We start from the raw sequence: 16,023 nt of genomic DNA, 5'->3' as shown, positions 1-16,023 counted from the left end.
AGCAGTACAAAGGCTGCCACCCAGGGGGTTGAGAGTGAAAAGGTCCATGCTGCGGGGCTCCCTCCCGGTCTTGGCTGGATGCGCCCGGGGCAAGCCTCCCCAGGCGCATCCCTGAGCCGGTCCCTGTTTCGACCGCGCTCGGCTCAGCGCCTGGGACGGTAGGGGACGCGGGTCGTGCTCGCGGTGGCCACGTCCAGCCGGCCATACAGGCCCTGGCTCTCCTCCGCCGGACCCGCGGTGAAGAACAGCGTGTTGGTGGGCTGGTTCAGAAGGCCGTTGCCGAACCCGAGCGCCCAGAGGCCATCGATGACGATCGGCTGCCCGTTGGTGCCCTGGAGCTGGGCATCCAGGGTGCCCGTCACGATGTCGAAGGCGTTGATGGTGCCGTCTCCGAAGTTGCCCACCAGCAGGCGCCCGGCGAACCGCCCGAAGCTGGCCGGCGCCACGGCCATGCCCCACGGCGCGTTCAGGCTGCCCGCGGAGATGAGCCGGCGGATCAGGTTCCCGTTCGCATCGAAGACGTTGACGTAGCCCAGGCCCGGGCCGTGCACGTCGTCCTCGCGCTCCTCGTCCTGCTGCGCATAGCTCACGTAGAGGTCGCCGTTGATGTTCTGGATGCCGAACGGCGCGAAGCCGGCCGGCAGGTTCGGATCCGTGAAGCTCCCGCTCAGCGTGGCGGGCGCGAACTTGCTGTCAAAGACATCCACCTTCCCGTTATGGAAGTCGGTCGCGTAGAGATAGGCGGCGGTGCCATTGTTCGCCAGGGCGACGCCCTTGTAGATTGCGTTACTGCCGGAGTTGTCCACCGTCAGGATGGCATTGGCAGGGGCCGCCAGCGGAGACCAGCCGGCCACGACGCCCTCCTCCGTCACGAAGATGAAGCGAGCAGCCCCAGTGTTGGTTCCCTGGGTGACCACGAAGCCCTCGGAGCCGTTGTAGACGACGCCCGTGGGGCTCGACGGAGCCGTGGCTCCCGTGGGCGCCGGGATGGTCACGACGAGCGACTGCGCGTTCCCATCGCCGTCATAGAGGGTTGACACCCCCGTCCCGTTGTCGGCGACCCAGGCCGCGCCGAACGGGTTGAAGGCAAGCCCCCAGCTGTTGATCAGCCGGGGATCCGGATGCTCCGCGCTCACGCTGCCGTCGGAGACAAGGTTCTTCTGGGTGTACGTATTGGGAAGCTCGCCCGGTGCCTGGGCGATGGCCGCTCCAGGCAGAGCCACCATGGCAAGCGACAACCCAAGCACATATCCCCCACACCGCAGCCCCAGTTCGCGAATCGACGTTGTCTTCATGTTCCCCCCCTTGAGATATCGCGCTGCTGTGACCTTCTCGTCTGGGTGAAACCTGAGAAGAGGGGGACTTCGCCGCAACAGGCCCTGTTGTGCTGGGAAGTGATTGCCAGTTTCTATTGCCCGGCTTCCAACGCGTCATCCGCCTCCGGGCCCCAGGCCTTCGTGGGTGACCCGTAGGGCGTCTCTTCATGGCGCTGGAACGGGTAGGCCAGAGGCACGAAGCTCACGTTCCCGCGACGGGCTCCGTGGCCACCGCCCGCACGCGGCGCTGTTCGTTGTAGACGGACAGCCGCAGTGTCAGCACGTAGGTGACGCAGCATGCGAGGACCGCGGGGGGCCCATAGGCGGAGCCGAACACCTCCAGCACCAGGGCAATGGCCGCCAGGGGCACGCCGACCACCGCCACCAGCGCGGAGGCGATGCCGACCACCACGAACACCGTCACGTCCGCGGGCCCCGTGCCCGTCAGCGACGCGAGGAGCTGCGCCGTGGCCGCGCCCGAAACGCCCCCCAGCACCATGGACGGAATGAGCATGCCCGCCGAGCCGCCCGACTGCACCGTGAAGCTGGTCGTGAGCAGCTTTCCGCCCACGATGAGCAGCAGATACCACCACAGCGACAGCGTCCCCGTCGCGCCCGTGAGCAATTGCGCGATGGTGTACTCCCCCATGCCCAGCACGTGCCGGAAGTCCATGCCCACGCCGTAGTAGAGGCCCCCGGCCACCACGACGGTGCACAGCGCGCCCATGGCGCCGCGCAGCAGGGGACTGGCGCGCTCCACCACCTGGCGCGTGTGCTGCATCGCCAGGCCGAACAGCAGCGCGATGGGCGCGGACACCGCCACGGCCACCAGCGCGGTGAGCCCGTACTCCCCCAGCGTGTACGTGTGCGCATGCGGTGGTGCCACGAAGATGGGCTTGAAGCCGAGGAAGCGGTTGTTGAGCGCGTACGCGATGATTCCCGCCAGCAGGCAATACGCCAGCTTCCGGTAGACGATGCGGTTGCCGTAGACGACCTCCAGCGCGAAGAGCGCCGCGGCGAACGGCGCATTGAGCAGCGTGCCCACCGCCGCGGCGATGCCCGCCAACTGGCAGGTGCGCAGCGTGTGTTCGGAGCGGGCGCGCGTCAGGCGGGCCACGCCCGCGCCCAGGGACTCGCCCACCAGCACCACGGGACCCTCCAGCCCCCCTGACGCGCCGGTGCCCAGCGTCAGCAGTGTGGCCACCGCCTTGCGCAAGGCGAGCCGGAGGGCGGGCCGTGAGTAGCGCGGGCTCGGATCGTCCGCCGAGTCCTCGTAGGTGATGTGGTAGTTGTGGAGCGCGACATTCACCCCGTCCGAGGCCACGTCGCTCCAGCCGGGCCGGCGGTTGAGGACGCCTCTCAGCAACCCGCCCAGCAGCAGCACGCCCGCGAGCACCAGCGGCGCCCACCAGACGCTCTGTCCGGAGGCGAAAGCCAGCAGGGCGTCGCTGGTGGCATGGACGCCATACCGCAGCGCCGAGCACACCCCCCAGATGAGCACCGTGCTCAGCACCACCCGGCCCACCGTGCGGAGCACCGTGTCCCAGGAGTCGTGGAGGGCACGCTGCTCTTCATCCAGGGGTTCGCGACGACCAGCCATGGAGCGGGAGGCTACGTAGTTTGAGGACAAAGTAAATGGCCTCGGCCGCTCCGGGCCCAGGGCATTGCTGGAGGTCGAGCGGGCAGGGGGCGTCTTCTAGCGGACCTCCTCTTCCAGGAGCGCCCAGTGGTCATCCACCCAGGCGTGGAGGTACTGCACCTCGTCCTCGAAGCCGAGGATGTCCGTGCGCTGGTTCCATCGCGGGAAGTGGCGATGGGCCTCGCCCCAGTGGGCTTCATCCTTGCGTGCCGCGCGGTCGATCTCCGCGGCGTAGGTGTCGATGAGCCCCTGGACGACGTCCCGGTGGAGGGAGGTGTGCAGCAGCGTGTGGAGCCGCTCGCGGAGGGGTTGGCGGATGGCGGGGTCCTCCAACATCCGGGCGAACAGGCGGTTCTCCTCCGTGAAGGAGTCCATCACGTCCGGGGCCTGTCGCGTGGTGTCCCAGTTCTGCCCGAAGCTCGCATCCAGGTCCCAGGGGATGTAGCGCCAGCGCCGCGCCTGACCTGACGCGCGAAAATGGTAGGCGTTCTTCGTCACGGAGTCGGACAGGGCCGCCAGGTGCGCGAGGATCCACCAGTCCTCGTAGTCCTCCACCTGCATCCAGGCGTCGCGCTCCGTGCGGAAGCGCTCCGCGGGGGAGTCCGCCACGAAGGCGGTGAGCTGCTCGATGCTGGCGTAGGCCCCGTCTCCCTCCTCGGGCTCGCCCTCCTTCTTCTCGTAGCCCAGACGCAGTGAGGCCTTGGGCCTGCCGGATGCGTCCCGCGAGGAGAAGTTGGCGTCGGGGTCCACGGCCTTGAAGAGCTCTCCCTGGACATCCATTCCCTGCGCGGAGAGCGAATGACGGTCGACGTGGTCCACCACCGTGTAGAGCCCGTGATAGCGCCCGTCCAGGTAGACGACCGCGCTGAAGGTCTTCACCTGGAGGTGGCCGGGAGACATGAGGCTCCACAGGGTGAAGCCCAGCCTCGCTCGCAGGTATGAGCTGTCATTGAAGGGGCTGAGCAACACCACCTTGCGCCGGCCGGAGAAGCCAGCCGCGAGCAGGGGCTCGTCGAAGGTCTGACCGCTGTGAAAGTCGAGCGTGTAGCTGCGCTTGGGGAAGTCCTTGGACGTCGCGCCGCGATGTCGGGCCCGGGCGATGTAGCAGCGTCCGCGATAGAAGACGCGCGCCGCCTGGTAGCCGTTGTCATCCGGCAGCGAATCCGCCACGTAGAGGTGGAGCACCGGCAGCCCATCCTCCTCGACGTGGCCGCGCGGATCCTGTTCCTGCTCGCGAGCCGCGTCTTCGCGGGCGGCGCCCACCGTCCCGGTGCATTCGGGAACGGGGGCCCTCCAGGGACTCTGGGGCTGGCAGCCCGCCGCGGCCACTCCCAGCACCAGCAGGGCCGTGGCGGCGCGCGACGACCCTCGCCTCCTTCGTCCCATTTCCATCCTCCACGCCATGACGCGAGCCATGCGTTCGTCCCCATACCTCTCCCTGGCTGGCGGCGGGCCCTGTCTCCGGGGCCGAGGTGCGTGTCGCCTACAGGCGGAATGGGGGCCGTGGTCGAGGGGGAGGCGCGGGGCGCGCTCCTTGCCGGGGCTGGTGTGTGCCCACTACCGTGGACGCATGAAGACCGTGCATGAATGGAAGGCAACGATGCGGGCCGCGCTGAAGGAGGCCCTGCGCGCTCGAAACGCTCCCGCCTCGGCGGTGCTTCGGGAAACACTCGCCGCCATCGACAATGCCGAGGCGCCTGACCTGAGCGTCGCCCCAGCCTCGGTCGGTGGCGGCATCGCTGGCAGCGCGGGGGGGCTCGGAAGTGGAGAGGTGTCCCGGTTGCTGTTGTCGCCGGAGGCGGTGGAGGCCCTCATCCAGCGTGAACTCCAGGAGCGTCGCGACGCGGTGGAGCTCTACACCCGGCTCGGCAAGCTCGAAGAGGCCCGGACGCTTCAGGCGCAAGTGGATGTGCTTCTGGCGCTTTGAGGGCGGTCAGAAGTCGTCGTCCTCGTCGTCCTCGTCGTCCCAGTCCTCGTCCTCGTCGTCCCAGTCCTCGTCCTCGTCGATGGCATCTCCCTCGAAGTCCGTCTTCGCATAGCAGTCCTCAGCCCAGTGGCCAGACCGCCCGCAGCGGAAGCAGGCATCGGGATCATCGTGGTGAACGCGGTCGTGGATGCTGTCCTTGAGGACAACGAGATTCCGGGAGCGGTTGTCCTCCTTGTCACCGTTGATGTGGTGGACCTCTTCGCCGGGGACGGGCTCGCGTCCGATCTTCTTCTCAGCGACCCGGCGGTGCGTGAATACCCAACGCTCCTCATCCTTGTCCCAAAACTGCTTGTAGCCGCTGGAATTGACCCGAGTCTTCAGCTTTCCTGCCATCGTCCCCCCATCGCGCGAGGCTCAGGGCCAAGCTCACTTCAGGTCTTTCGTTCCTGCAAGGACGCCATCTCGTCGAGCGGACGGGGCAAGGCAGACCGAGCCTCCTGGGACTCATATCCCATGCGAGACGATGGGCAGGTCGGTCAGTGCGAGCTGGATGCATCCTGCAATCCCACCTGCTGGGGCGTGGAGAGCGCCTATCCCGTCCACAGCGACTACTTCTACTGTACGTATTGCCCTTGAGTCCCTCGCTCCCGCCGCACAGCGCGGGAGCGACGAAGTCGGGCGCGGCTAGCGAGGGCGCGCCCGGCCGCGGGCACTACTCAGGCACGTCCCAGGGGAAGCGGGTTGCCAGCCTTCCGCGTGGTAACAGATTCCTTGCTTGTGGCCACAGCGCAGCTGAAGCCAATTTGCGCCTTATATCCCGAAGGTGCGCATCAGCTCCAGTAGGCGTAGGACCTCCCTGGTCCTGGCGGTGTTTGAAAGAAAGTCCATGCTGAAGGAGGTGCATCCACTTGAGGTTGTAGGGGGACCCCATGGCATTGAGGAAGACCCATCAGGGCGCCGCCAAGAGCGAGGCAAATCAGCTCTCCAGAAGAACCAATACCGCCAAGCCCAATGCCGTCAAGAACCATCAGCCCGCAAAGGACTTTCGTCAGCTCATCGGGCTTGTTCGCGCGACGGAGGAGCAACTCATCGCGAATGGGTATGACGATGTGGAGGAACGCATCCACGTCATTCGTGGCATCTACTATGGGACCACATGGAGCGCGGACTATCAGGGGGAGAAGAGCCTGGTTCGCAACCTGGGCTTCCAGACATACACAAACTCCTCTATGCCTGACGATCCCCGGCCCTTCTTGAAGAACAGCCTGTTTGAGTCGATGCGACAGAGTCGCGACGTGCAGGAAGGGGATCGGTATGTCGACTTCAGTCATCTCATCATTGGCATGGACGCGCGAAGGAGTCGCATTGCACGCAACGTGGCAGTTCCAATGCAAGGAGGTACTGGGTTGGAGTTGAGCACGTGGCTTGGGGACCTGGGAGGGGCTGCGGGCATGCTCGCCAGGGACAGGTCGACTTCGCCCAGCAGTTCCGTGCTGAAGCGATTCATCGGGCTTGATTTTGGAGGCTCCAACAACCTGGAAGGGGACGTCGCCGGATACGTCGTTGCGCGGGACAAGAGCGATGACAAAGGGTCCAGTGCTCTGGATATATCCAAGGGGAAATGGGTCGCGGATGCCCTTGAGGAATACATGTCGCCTGGGCGCCCTGGCTCCGAATGGAAGGACCGTTGCACCGTGTTCCTGAAAATGATGGGTGGAGAGTTCAAGGGCTACAAACTCGGCAATCGCGATGCGTTGATTGCCAAGTTGGCCGTCCAAATTGCGGAATTTGGCAGCGTCTACCTGCTGAATCGCTTGCGGCAGAAGAACCAGCTCACGGCAAGCTTGCTTGAAGCTTCGTATCTCCACCTCGTGGGCGCGGCCATGGAGGTGGCTCAGGTCTTTGTCAGCGCCCTCGTCTATAGCCACGAACATCAAGGTGTGCGTCTGCAGGCGCGCCCTCCGGCGCCTCCCGTGACTCCCAAGGCCCAGCAAGTGACGGTGGGCAGCACCCTCCTGAGTACCATCAAGTCCAAGGAGAACGTGGAGAAGGGCGCGAAGAAGATCGAGAAGGACCTCCAAGAAGTGGAGCACTGGCTGAAGAAGCACCTCGGTTTCTGAGGGTTGGGTTGATAGGCTCAGCCTTCTCCTGGTACGCGCGAAAAGTCGGAGGAAGCAATGAGATCCACCAGCGGAATCCTGGTTCTGACGCTTGGAATGGTGGGGTCCGCTGTTGCGTATTGGTGGATGGGGCTGATTCTTCTCTTCGTTGGCGAGGCCCTGGGCGTCTTGACGGACCGGGCGTTTGTCGAGGGGCTGTTCGCCGTGGGGGCAATCGCGGGGGGCACCGCGGGCCTTCTCGCGGGGAGCACGGGCCTGATGGGAGTCCGCGCATTGGCCGTCCGCCCACAGCGAGCACTCCCGGTGTTCCTGTTCATCTGGGGCGCTTGGATGCTCCTGGGCGCCATGAGCTCCGCCTTCCTTCGGAACGCGCTATCACCGCTCGCGGCCGCGAGCCTCCTGGGTGTCTGTCATCTAGCCGCGTGCGGGCTCTATCTCGTGACGGAGCGATTGAGGACCCGGTAGCCACGGAGGTGCTCGACACCGAGGAGTCGCACGGGCTGCAACGCCAGCACGGACGGCACGAAGTCCGGCGCGGCCAGGCGCAGGAGCCCCATCCCGATGCCGGCCAGCCCCAGCATCAACCCTGGCGCCTCGGTGAACTTCGGCAGGCCGCAGCGCCATGCTCCGTCCTGACCCTGCGCCAGCACCCGCGCGGCCCGTGAGCGTGCGGCCTCCTTCCAGGCCTCGTCTCCCAGCACCTCTCCCGCCAGGTGCAGCACCTCCAGGTTGCCCACGTCTCCGTGGCACAGGCAGTGGCTGCCGCCGAAGCCTTCTCGCTGCACGGTGGCGAGCCCCGCTCGAAGCTCGTCGCGCAGCCGCGCATCGTCCAGGTGGCGCAGTGACAGCAGCCGGGCCAGGACGCCGCCCGCGGCCCCGTTGCACCAGGCTGTCATGAAGCCGCCAGGCACCAGTGGCTCGCCTTCCTTCGACGTGCGCAAATCCTTCCAGTTGCCGCGCTCCGGGACGAACAGGGCCCGCTCGAAGGCCAATCCCTGACGTGCGGCCTCCCGGTAGCGCTCGTCGCCGGTGAGCGTGGCCAACTCCAGCAGGGCCCAGACGAAGCCGGCCGCGCCGTGGGCCAGGCCCGTGAGCGCACGTCCGGCCGCGGGCACCACCCAGGCGCGTCCTCCGTGCTCGGAGTCGCTCGCCGTCTGGAGCATCCGCTCCCCGCACTTGCGCGCCAGCCGGAGCGCCTCCGCGCTGCCGGTCTGCTGGTGGAGCCGTGTCAGCACCAGCGCTGCCCCCGCGACGCCCGTGACCAGGTCCAGCGCCGTGTCCGCGTCGATCTTCGCCTCCAGCGAGCCCAGGCCCGCGTGGACCTCGTCCAGCAGCGCGGCGTCGTCCAGCGCCACGGCCAGGTGGCCGAGGACGTAGACGTTCGCCGCGCGCCCCGAGAACGCCCCCACGCCGGACGGGTCCTGGGACTCGGGCGCACGCCACTGCTCGCGCACCGGCACCGCCGCCCTGCGCGCCAGCGTCGCGAAGTCCTCCCGGCCCGTCACCACCGCCAGGTAGCCGAAGAAGAGCGCCACGCCCCCCACGCCGTCGAAGAGGTCCGTGCGCAGGGGAGAGAGCCCCCAGCGACGGCGCTCCAGGTCCTGGAGCCCCACGCCAATCCAGCCGGCGTCGTGGGCACCCTGGATGGCGTGGGCCGCCAGCCGCTCGCCCAACTGGACCGCGCCGGCCAGGCACGCCTCGGGCGTGGCGGGCGGGGGCAGGGCCTCCCCGGCGGCGGTCACCGACGCGCGGGGCGCCACGGTCTCCTGCTCGCGCTCGAGCGTCACCAGGGACTGTCGGATCAGCGCCACCTGTTCGGCGCAGTCCTCGGGGCTGAGGGACTCCAGCAGTTGGAATGAGCCGTCCAGGCCGGCGCGCGGCAGGTGATCCGGGATGCAGCGTCCCCGGCTGTCCCAGACGTGGCGGGAGCCGGGCCGCGAGGTGAAGACGGGCACGTCGCCCAGCCGGAGGTCCTCGTGCTCGGAGTGCGTCAGCCCCGCCAGCGAAGGGCGCACGCGGACCTCCGCCCACAGCTTGTCGAGCAGCTGGTCCCGGGCGAGCGCGTCGCGCAGGAAGTCCGGGTGCAGACCCTCCTGGAGGAGGAAGCCGTAGCGCATCGTCGCCCGGGCGATGTGGCGCACCTCCACGTCCCGGAACCCCTCGAGCGTTCGCGCCACCTCCTCGCGATGCTGGAGCAGGAGCCCGTAGGTCTCCTCGAAGCCCTCCTCGATGCACGTCCCGAACGCCGTGACGTCCACGGGCCGGCCCTCCAGCAGCGGGCGGTTGTGGGCCCCCGCGGTGGCCGGCTGCCGGCGGACGACGTGCAGGGTGTCCCGGGCGCGGTCCTCCAGCGTGGGCGTGGCGTGAGGGAAGAGCTGGCCTGCCTCGCCGCCCAGACCGCTCAGCTCCACTCCGGCCCGGCCCTCCCTGCCGAACATGAGCGTGGGCAGCAGGCCGCTGCTGATCACCGACCGCTCCAGGAAGCGCGCGGCGCGGGATGCCGCCGTGTCGTCGGCGCGTGGGGCGGGCAGCTGGTGGAAGAGCCCCTCCAGGTCCACCAGGACGGGGAACTCCCCGGCGGCGAGGAGGTTGCCGGAGTGCAGGTCCACCCCGCGCAGCAGGTACAGCAGCGCCAGGTGGCTGCCCTGCCGCCAGTAGAAGCGCGCCACGGCGTCGCGGTCGTCGCACCCGCCGGTCTCGACGTGCTCCACCCAGCCATGCGACGCGCGCGTCAGCACCTTCAGCCGGCGATGGGGATGGCGCAGCCCCCAGCGCTCCAGCTCTTCCAGCAGGTCCTGGTAGCGCGACTCGACCTCCAGCGACCGCGGCTTGTAGACGACCCGCAGCCCGGAGCGGAAGGTCAGCAGCGCCACGCTGCGGCCCTCGCGGTGCAGGTCTCCCGCGCCGGTGCGCGCCTCCACGAGCGGTCCCGGATCCACCCCCGCGCCGAGCACTGCCACCAGGGCCTCCCGGTCCTCCGCCAGGTGCGTCAGCAGCTCCAGGCTCGTCCGGATCCAGCGCTCCAGGGCCGTCACCAGGAGCCGCGCCAGCACCGGGTACTCCTCCAGGAACGCGGCGAGCCGGCCCGGGGCCTCCAGGTGGCGCAGGGCGAAGTGCTCGAAGCGCGCCTGGGGCGTTTCGCCCAGCAGATCTCCGCGCAGCCGGGCCACGTTGATCTCCAGCACCAGCGACCGGGTCGCGGTCTGTATCAGCCGCTGCTCCAGCGCATCCACGAGCCAGGCTTCGGCGCGCGCGTCCAGCAACGCGTCGGGGGCACACCCGGTCCGGGCGGCCAATGCCCCCACGCCGGTCCGCAGCCGACGCAACCCCAGCTGGAGGAACCGGCGCGTCAGGGATGGCACGCGCATCCGTGGACCCGGGGCCACGGGAGAGGGGAGGGCGACGTCGGCCGCCCGGTCCGCCAGCACTTCTTCCAGGAGCGGCAGCCACGTCAGCGCTTCCGGCCGCGGGGCGCTTCCGGCGAGCCTGCGCACGAAGGACGCCGCGTCCAGCCCCACGCCTCGAAGCCGCTCGTCGAAGGACGCCTCATCCCCCAGCGTGCTGCGCCGCCACGCCTGGTGGCGCGACTCGGCCTGCTGGAGCGCCGGGGCGGAAGGATCCTCTCCCGCGGCCTCCCGCTCATGGAGGAAGGCAGCCCGCTCCCACGCACCCATCTTCGAGCCCTCTCGCATGCGCGCCCTGCACGTCCGGCTGGACGTGGAAAAAGACAGGCGCGAGGGCCGGAGCCCCCGCGCCTCGGGTGGTACGGGACGACTCCTCGTGGGAGCCGCCCGTCACACACCGTCCATCAGCACACGAACGTCAGGTTGGTGCAGATGTACTCACAGGAGTTGGTGGCGGTGAAGCCGATGTCGATCTTGCCGCCGACCACGTCCAGCAGCTCGGTCTCGCTCAGCTCGTTCAGCGTCTCGCCGGAGGGGTTCGCGGGCAGCTGGGCGCGCTGCTCGGAGGTGAGGCTCTCGCGGAACGACGGGTCCTTCCAGGCGCGGATGATCATGTCGGGGGTCATCATGTTGGGCCGCCTCCTTTTTGACGGCGCTTCCAGGCTAGCCCGCGAACTCCGGTTGCTTCAAACGTCTCCAGCCTTTTCATGTATCACCGGTGATACCGGTGTGAGTCGCGGGCGCCCCATTTCCCCTGGCGCGTGGAGGGACCACACGCGTGGTGAAGCGTCCTGCGCCGAGAAGCCTTCAGGACTCCGTCTCGGGTGTGGCTTCGGGGGCTTTCTGCATCGACTCCCGTGCGCGAGCGCGCTCCTCACGCTGCTTCTCGACCAGCGCTCGCGCTTTCTCCTTCTGCGGCTCCTCCAGGAGGGCTTCGACCTCGCGATACGCCGCCGCCTCGTTGTCCTCCATCGCCTGGAGCAGGAGCTGTTGCCGCTTCAGCGCTTCTTCGCTCAAGGGGGCGGGAGCTTGGGCCGGAGGCCTGTACGGAGGCCGGCCGCCCCGGCCCGCGGGGCCGACCCTGACAGGCATGGCTCCCGGCGGCGGATTGCCTCCCATGGGAGGGGTCCAGATGGCCCGGAGTTCTTCACGCAGGGGCTTGTTGGCCACGGTCAACGCCTCGTCCCGCTGGCCAATCTTGATCAGCTGGTCGGTGCTCAGCCCCAGCTCCTGGTAGTTCTCGAGCAGCAACGCGAGGGGCGACTCCAAGAGGATCCTGGGAGGCGGCTGCCTTCGCGGTTCCACCGGAGGGGACGATGCGCAGGCAGTTACGAGAGCCACCAGCAACAACCCCGGCACGAGATGACGCTGCGACATCGGTCCTCCTTGGGACGTGTGCCTTCTCTCTATGCTGATATCGCGTCCCACAGAAGGCCCGGGAGGTCCTGGTGCCAGGAGCACTGACGTAGAGTGCACGCGTGATGTCCCAGCCTGAAGACTCCGCCGGCCTGAATGACGGTTACGTGTACCGCGAGCGGATTGGCGCCACCTCCGTGGGGCGCACCGCGCTTGCCCACCTGACGGACAAGTACCGGCACTCCACCGAGGAAGAGTGGCGTGCGCGCTTCGTGCGCGGCGAGGTGCGACTGGACGGCGTCATCGCGACCGGCGACGAGCTGCTGCAAGCCCACCAGGAGCTCTGCTGGCACCGGCCGCCCTGGCGGGAACGGGAGACGCCCGACAGCTTCGAGCTGGTGTACGAGGACGCCTCGCTGCTCGCGGTCATCAAGCCGAGCGGCCTGCCGACGCTGCCCTCCGGCGGCTTCCTCAAGAACACGCTGCTCTCGTTCGTGCGGTTGCGCTGGCCGGAGGCCTCCGCGCTGCACCGGCTGGGGCGGGCGACGTCGGGGCTGGTGCTCTTCTCACGCACGCATGAGGCCGCCGCGAAGCTCTCAGGCAACTGGCGGGAGGGCGACGTGGAGAAGCGCTACCGGGCGCTCTCGGATGGGGTCGCGGCGCAGGCGTCCTATGACATCCACACGCCCATCGGGCTGGTGCCCCACCCCCTGCTGGGGTCGGTGCACGGGGCGACCGCGAAGGGCAAGCCGTCACACAGCCGCGCGGAGGTCCTGGAGCGGCGTGACGGGCAGACCCTCTTCGAGGTGCGCATCCACACGGGCCGCCCCGAGCAGATCCGCATCCACCTGGCGTCCATCGGCCATCCGCTCACGGGAGATCCGATGTTCGCCTCGGGAGGTCTGCCCCGCGAGCACGAGCCCGGTCTGCCCGGAGACGGCGGCTACCTGCTCCACGCGGAGACGCTCGCGTTCACGCACCCGCTCACGGGGGAGCGCCTGCGGCTGCACGCCCCCCCTCCGGCCGGGTTGAGGATGGCGTCGGAAGGCTGAGCTCCGACGCGCAATGGCATCAGTAGGAGCCCCACCGCGTAGGAAGCGGCCCACTCCATTGCGTCTGGTTTCCCGGAGTCGCCAGCGGCGTGGTGCCATTGATGCGCATGACGCTGGAGCTCGCGTTATTGAGGCCTGACCAGTCCACGGCGATGTTCCGGCAGTAGCGGTCCTTCGCGAAACCGGTGGTCATGTCGTGGACGCAGGGGGTGGCGTCCCAGACGCGGTCCGCCTGCAGGCGCTGGACGGCGGCGACGATGTTGGAGGGCATCTCCCCTGAGGCTCGGACGAAGGGAACGCCGTCGACAGGCGCGCCCTTCGACGACAGCAGTTCCAACACCTTGCCGGAGTAGCTCAGCGTGCCAGCCATGCTGAAGTCCCAGGCGCTGGCGCTGAAGGGCTGGGTCTGTCCACAGGAGGCCGGGTCGCCGGGAGCGTCGGTGCAGGCGCCGCCGAGGTGCAGCACCAGCACGGCGCCCGTCTCCACCGTGTAGCCCTGGGGGAAGGTGAAGGTGAAGTCGGAGTTGGTGAGCTCCTTGAGGGAGATACCGGTCAGCGTCCCGCCGGAGACGGCCACCAGCTCGATGAGGTCCTGCGGGGCGTCGGGGTTGATCTCGGTGATGCGAAGCGAGGCTTCCGGCGGGGGCCCACCGCCATCCAGCGTGCCAGCATCCGAGCCGCCGGCATCCGGAGCGCCCGCGTCGCCGGAACCCGCGTCCTCGGTGCCCGCGTCGGGAGTGCCGGAGTCCACACCCGAGTCACCCGTGCCTGCGTCTCCTGTCCCCGCGTCTGGCGAAGAGGCCTGAACGCAGCGTTCTTCAACGCAGACGATGTCAGGGCCCCGGGATGCACAGTCCTCCGTGTCGGTGCACTCTGGGTTGGAACAGGCGGAGACAAGCGGGAGCAGGGCAAGGGCTGCGAGTCGCGGACGGAGCATGGGAGGGACCGTGATGGAGAACGGGCGCATCGTCGAGCAGGGGCGCCATGAGACGCTCGTGCAAGAGGATGGCGCCTACGCCCGTCTGGTGTCAGCTCAATTCTGACCAGGCCTCAGCGTCCGCGCGTCATGATACCGCCCTGCTCCAGCAGCCCGAACAGGTCCAGCATCGCCTCCACGGGAAAGACATATCCGTACTCGGAATGGGCCGCGTCGCGGATGTCCGCCACGGAGCGCTTGCCGTCGGCGTAGCTCGCGAGCGCATCCGCCAGTTGGTAGAAGCGCAGCTCGCTCTCACCCTGTTCGCGCAGGGCCGTGGACGCGGCGGTCATGGCGGCCTTCACCGCGTCCACCCGCGCCTGGGCGCCGGGAAGCGCATGGCGCTCCAGTTCGTAGAACGACGCGAGCTCCTGGCCCTTCACGCGACGCGGAACGAAGGCCCGCGCCTTGCGCTCGGCTTCACCCGGGGAGGGCTCCTTCAAGGACACCCCGCGCGCCTTCGCGTCTGTTTCCAGGCGCTTCAGGGCCTGGGACTCGGCGGTCTCCAGCGCCTGGACCAGCGCCTTCACCGGCTCGGCGGGCGCGCCCAGGGCCAGGCAGGAGCGCAGGGCGTCGCGTTCACGCTGGTAGCCCGCGCGAATTCCGGCGCGAGCCAGCCGGGCGAAGCCGGGCACCTGCGCGGCGGGCGTCGCGGCCAGCTCGCGGCGGGCCCGGAACTCGTCCTCGGCCACGCGCTTCGCGCCGTGCACCGCCACCAGGCGCGAGAGCTCCAGGGCGCCCGTGCCTTCGGCCCACGCGGCGACGGTGATGCCGGCCAGGCTCGCGAAGGCGGCACGGTGCAGCTGGGTGGGGTCCACGTTCTCCGGCCGGTCGCCGCTGGTGTGGTAGCCGTCATCGGGCCACGTGGAGTAGGCGACGCCGGGGATGCCGTGGTCGTTGAAGAGCTGGTGATCCGAACCCCGGCTGTAGCGCTCCATGTGCGCATCCATCGGGTCCTGCGAGCCGGTGACCGACCCGATGCGGAAGTCCTTCCTCGGCGGGTAGGCCACCCCGTTGAAGCGGTTCATGAAGGCCACCGTGGACTCGGACACGGCGTTCACGAAGCTGCCATTCCAGTCCGGCGTGTAGGAGACCTGGAAGCGCGAGTGGGCGCGGGTCAGGCTGGCGCCGAGCATGTCGAAGTTGAACTGCGCCACCCGCCGCACCGGATCCGCGCCGTGGTGGGAGAACCACTCGCGGGTGCCCTCGAACTCCGGCAGCCACAGCACGCGCAGGGTGCGCACCGGCTGGGGCAGCACGCCCTTGCGGATGAGCGTGGTGTACGTGCGCACCAGCTCCAGCAGCGTGGCGGAGCCGGAGGCGTTGTCGTCCGCGCCGGGCTTGTAGTGGTCCAGGTGGGCGGTGAGGACGACCTCCTCGCCCGCGAGCTTCCCGGGGATGACGCCGCTGACGATGCTGAGATGCCCCGTGGGCGCTTGCGTGGCGACGCTCACGTCCACCTTCAGCGGCCCCTCCCGCAGCTGGGCGCGCAGCTCGTTCGCCTGCCGGTTCGACACCATGAACAGGAAGGGCGTCCGCATGCCCTGCGGCATCAGGCCCTGGGAGACGCCGGCCCAACCCACCTGATCCGGGAAGTCGCCGTCCATGCGGTGGGGCGCGTTCCAGGGCGGCGTCGAATAGGACGACACCACGCCCACGGCGCCCAGCTTCGCCACGGCGTTGCGCAGCGCGGGCATGGGGTGCCCCTGGGTGAGCACGACCTTGCCCTTCAGGTCCTTGCCTGCGTAATCGGCGTCCTGGGTGCCCATGCCCACGTCGACCAGCTCCAGGTCCGTGCCCTCGAAGCTGCCGCTGCCCATCGCCAGGGACATGGGCAGGTCGGCGTAGGACGTCACCCGGTACCGGTGGGGACCGGCCACCCACAGCTCGCCATGCGTGGCCCGCCACTGGGGGCCGTCCTTCATCGCCTCCAACCGGACGTCCTGGAGCCCCGCGGCCTCGGCGGCGGCCTTCGTCCAGGTGGCTGCCTCCGCGTAGCCCTCCACGCTGTCCCGCGCGATGAGGGACAGCCGCTGCACGCCGTCATGGATCCTGTCGCCCGAGCTCTCCTGGATGAGCGCACGCACCACGTCGTCCCGGAGCACCATGCCAGTGGTGGGGGAGATGGGCCCCAGCGGGGACGTGGGGGCCTGGGCAAAAGCGCTGAGTGAGACAGACAGCGCAAGGAAGGCGAAGGGCAACGGGCGGATGGGCATGGCTTCCCCGTTCTATA

At 68.8% G+C, this 16,023-nt stretch carries 13 protein-coding genes; 4 read left to right on the top strand and 9 right to left on the bottom strand.

Features of this window, described 5'->3' with window-relative positions; translation table 11 throughout:
• Positions 1 to 143 precede the first annotated feature (143 nt).
• From D7V80_RS03395 to D7V80_RS03385, 3 genes are all read right to left on the bottom strand, one after another.
• Positions 144 to 1,226, bottom strand: a complete 1,083-nt coding sequence (locus D7V80_RS03395) for a TIGR03118 family protein (RefSeq protein ID WP_233585106.1) — start codon at positions 1,224 to 1,226, stop codon at positions 144 to 146.
• A 292-nt stretch (positions 1,227 to 1,518) separates the two neighbouring features.
• Positions 1,519 to 2,916 carry a chloride channel protein gene (locus D7V80_RS03390; RefSeq protein WP_120586773.1) on the bottom strand — a complete coding sequence of 466 codons (1,398 nt, stop codon included), beginning with the start codon at positions 2,914 to 2,916 and terminating at the stop codon, positions 1,519 to 1,521.
• 96 nt (positions 2,917 to 3,012) lie between these two features.
• The gene (locus tag D7V80_RS03385; protein WP_158616541.1) at positions 3,013 to 4,341 is read right to left on the bottom strand and encodes a CotH kinase family protein; all 1,329 of its coding nucleotides are present in this window, start codon (positions 4,339 to 4,341) and stop codon (positions 3,013 to 3,015) included.
• Positions 4,342 to 4,525: 184 nt separating this feature from the next.
• Here D7V80_RS03385 and D7V80_RS03380 point away from each other — a divergent pair, with 184 nt between their 5' ends.
• A complete protein-coding gene (locus D7V80_RS03380) occupies positions 4,526 to 4,882 on the top strand; it encodes a hypothetical protein (RefSeq protein WP_120586771.1) in 357 nt (118 codons plus the stop codon).
• Positions 4,883 to 4,888: 6 nt separating this feature from the next.
• Here D7V80_RS03380 and D7V80_RS03375 read toward each other — a convergent pair whose 3' ends face one another.
• Complete coding sequence (locus D7V80_RS03375) at positions 4,889 to 5,275, bottom strand: HNH endonuclease (RefSeq protein WP_120586770.1); 387 nt, start codon at positions 5,273 to 5,275, stop codon at positions 4,889 to 4,891.
• A gap of 120 nt (positions 5,276 to 5,395) precedes the next feature.
• Here D7V80_RS03375 and D7V80_RS43425 point away from each other — a divergent pair, with 120 nt between their 5' ends.
• Positions 5,396 to 5,518 (top strand): hypothetical protein, encoded by a 123-nt coding sequence (locus D7V80_RS43425; RefSeq protein WP_255417614.1) that lies wholly within the window; start codon positions 5,396 to 5,398, stop codon positions 5,516 to 5,518.
• A 293-nt stretch (positions 5,519 to 5,811) separates the two neighbouring features.
• On the top strand, positions 5,812 to 7,002 hold the full coding sequence (locus D7V80_RS42520; protein WP_233585105.1) for a hypothetical protein: 1,191 nt from the start codon (positions 5,812 to 5,814) through the stop codon (positions 7,000 to 7,002).
• A gap of 431 nt (positions 7,003 to 7,433) precedes the next feature.
• On the opposite strand, the gene D7V80_RS03360 is transcribed toward D7V80_RS42520, so the two are convergent.
• The 3 genes from D7V80_RS03360 to D7V80_RS03350 all read right to left on the bottom strand — a co-directional run bounded on the left by D7V80_RS03360 (position 7,434) and on the right by D7V80_RS03350 (position 11,675).
• The gene (locus D7V80_RS03360) at positions 7,434 to 10,694 is read right to left on the bottom strand and encodes a type 2 lanthipeptide synthetase LanM family protein (protein ID WP_120586768.1); all 3,261 of its coding nucleotides are present in this window, start codon (positions 10,692 to 10,694) and stop codon (positions 7,434 to 7,436) included.
• Between the two features lie 116 nt (positions 10,695 to 10,810).
• Entirely contained in the window at positions 10,811 to 11,035 is a 225-nt protein-coding gene (locus D7V80_RS03355; protein ID WP_199738350.1) for a mersacidin/lichenicidin family type 2 lantibiotic, read from the bottom strand.
• Positions 11,036 to 11,213: 178 nt separating this feature from the next.
• Positions 11,214 to 11,675 carry a hypothetical protein gene (locus D7V80_RS03350; protein ID WP_120586767.1) on the bottom strand — a complete coding sequence of 154 codons (462 nt, stop codon included), beginning with the start codon at positions 11,673 to 11,675 and terminating at the stop codon, positions 11,214 to 11,216.
• A gap of 212 nt (positions 11,676 to 11,887) precedes the next feature.
• Here D7V80_RS03350 and D7V80_RS03345 point away from each other — a divergent pair, with 212 nt between their 5' ends.
• Entirely contained in the window at positions 11,888 to 12,814 is a 927-nt protein-coding gene (locus D7V80_RS03345; protein WP_120586766.1) for an RluA family pseudouridine synthase, read from the top strand.
• Between the two features lie 19 nt (positions 12,815 to 12,833).
• Here D7V80_RS03345 and D7V80_RS03340 read toward each other — a convergent pair whose 3' ends face one another.
• Positions 12,834 to 13,565, bottom strand: coding sequence for a hypothetical protein (locus D7V80_RS03340; RefSeq protein WP_233585104.1), 732 nt, complete (start codon positions 13,563 to 13,565; stop codon positions 12,834 to 12,836).
• 299 nt (positions 13,566 to 13,864) lie between these two features.
• The gene (locus D7V80_RS03335) at positions 13,865 to 16,006 is read right to left on the bottom strand and encodes a M28 family peptidase (protein WP_120586764.1); all 2,142 of its coding nucleotides are present in this window, start codon (positions 16,004 to 16,006) and stop codon (positions 13,865 to 13,867) included.
• Between the last annotated feature and the right edge of the window lie 17 nt (positions 16,007 to 16,023).

The sequence above is a fragment of the Corallococcus sp. CA054B genome, from assembly GCF_003611625.1.
Taxonomy (GTDB): domain Bacteria; phylum Myxococcota; class Myxococcia; order Myxococcales; family Myxococcaceae; genus Corallococcus; species Corallococcus coralloides.
The sequence above is the reverse complement of the archived record's forward strand: the minus strand, read 5'-3'. Positions and strand labels throughout refer to the sequence as shown.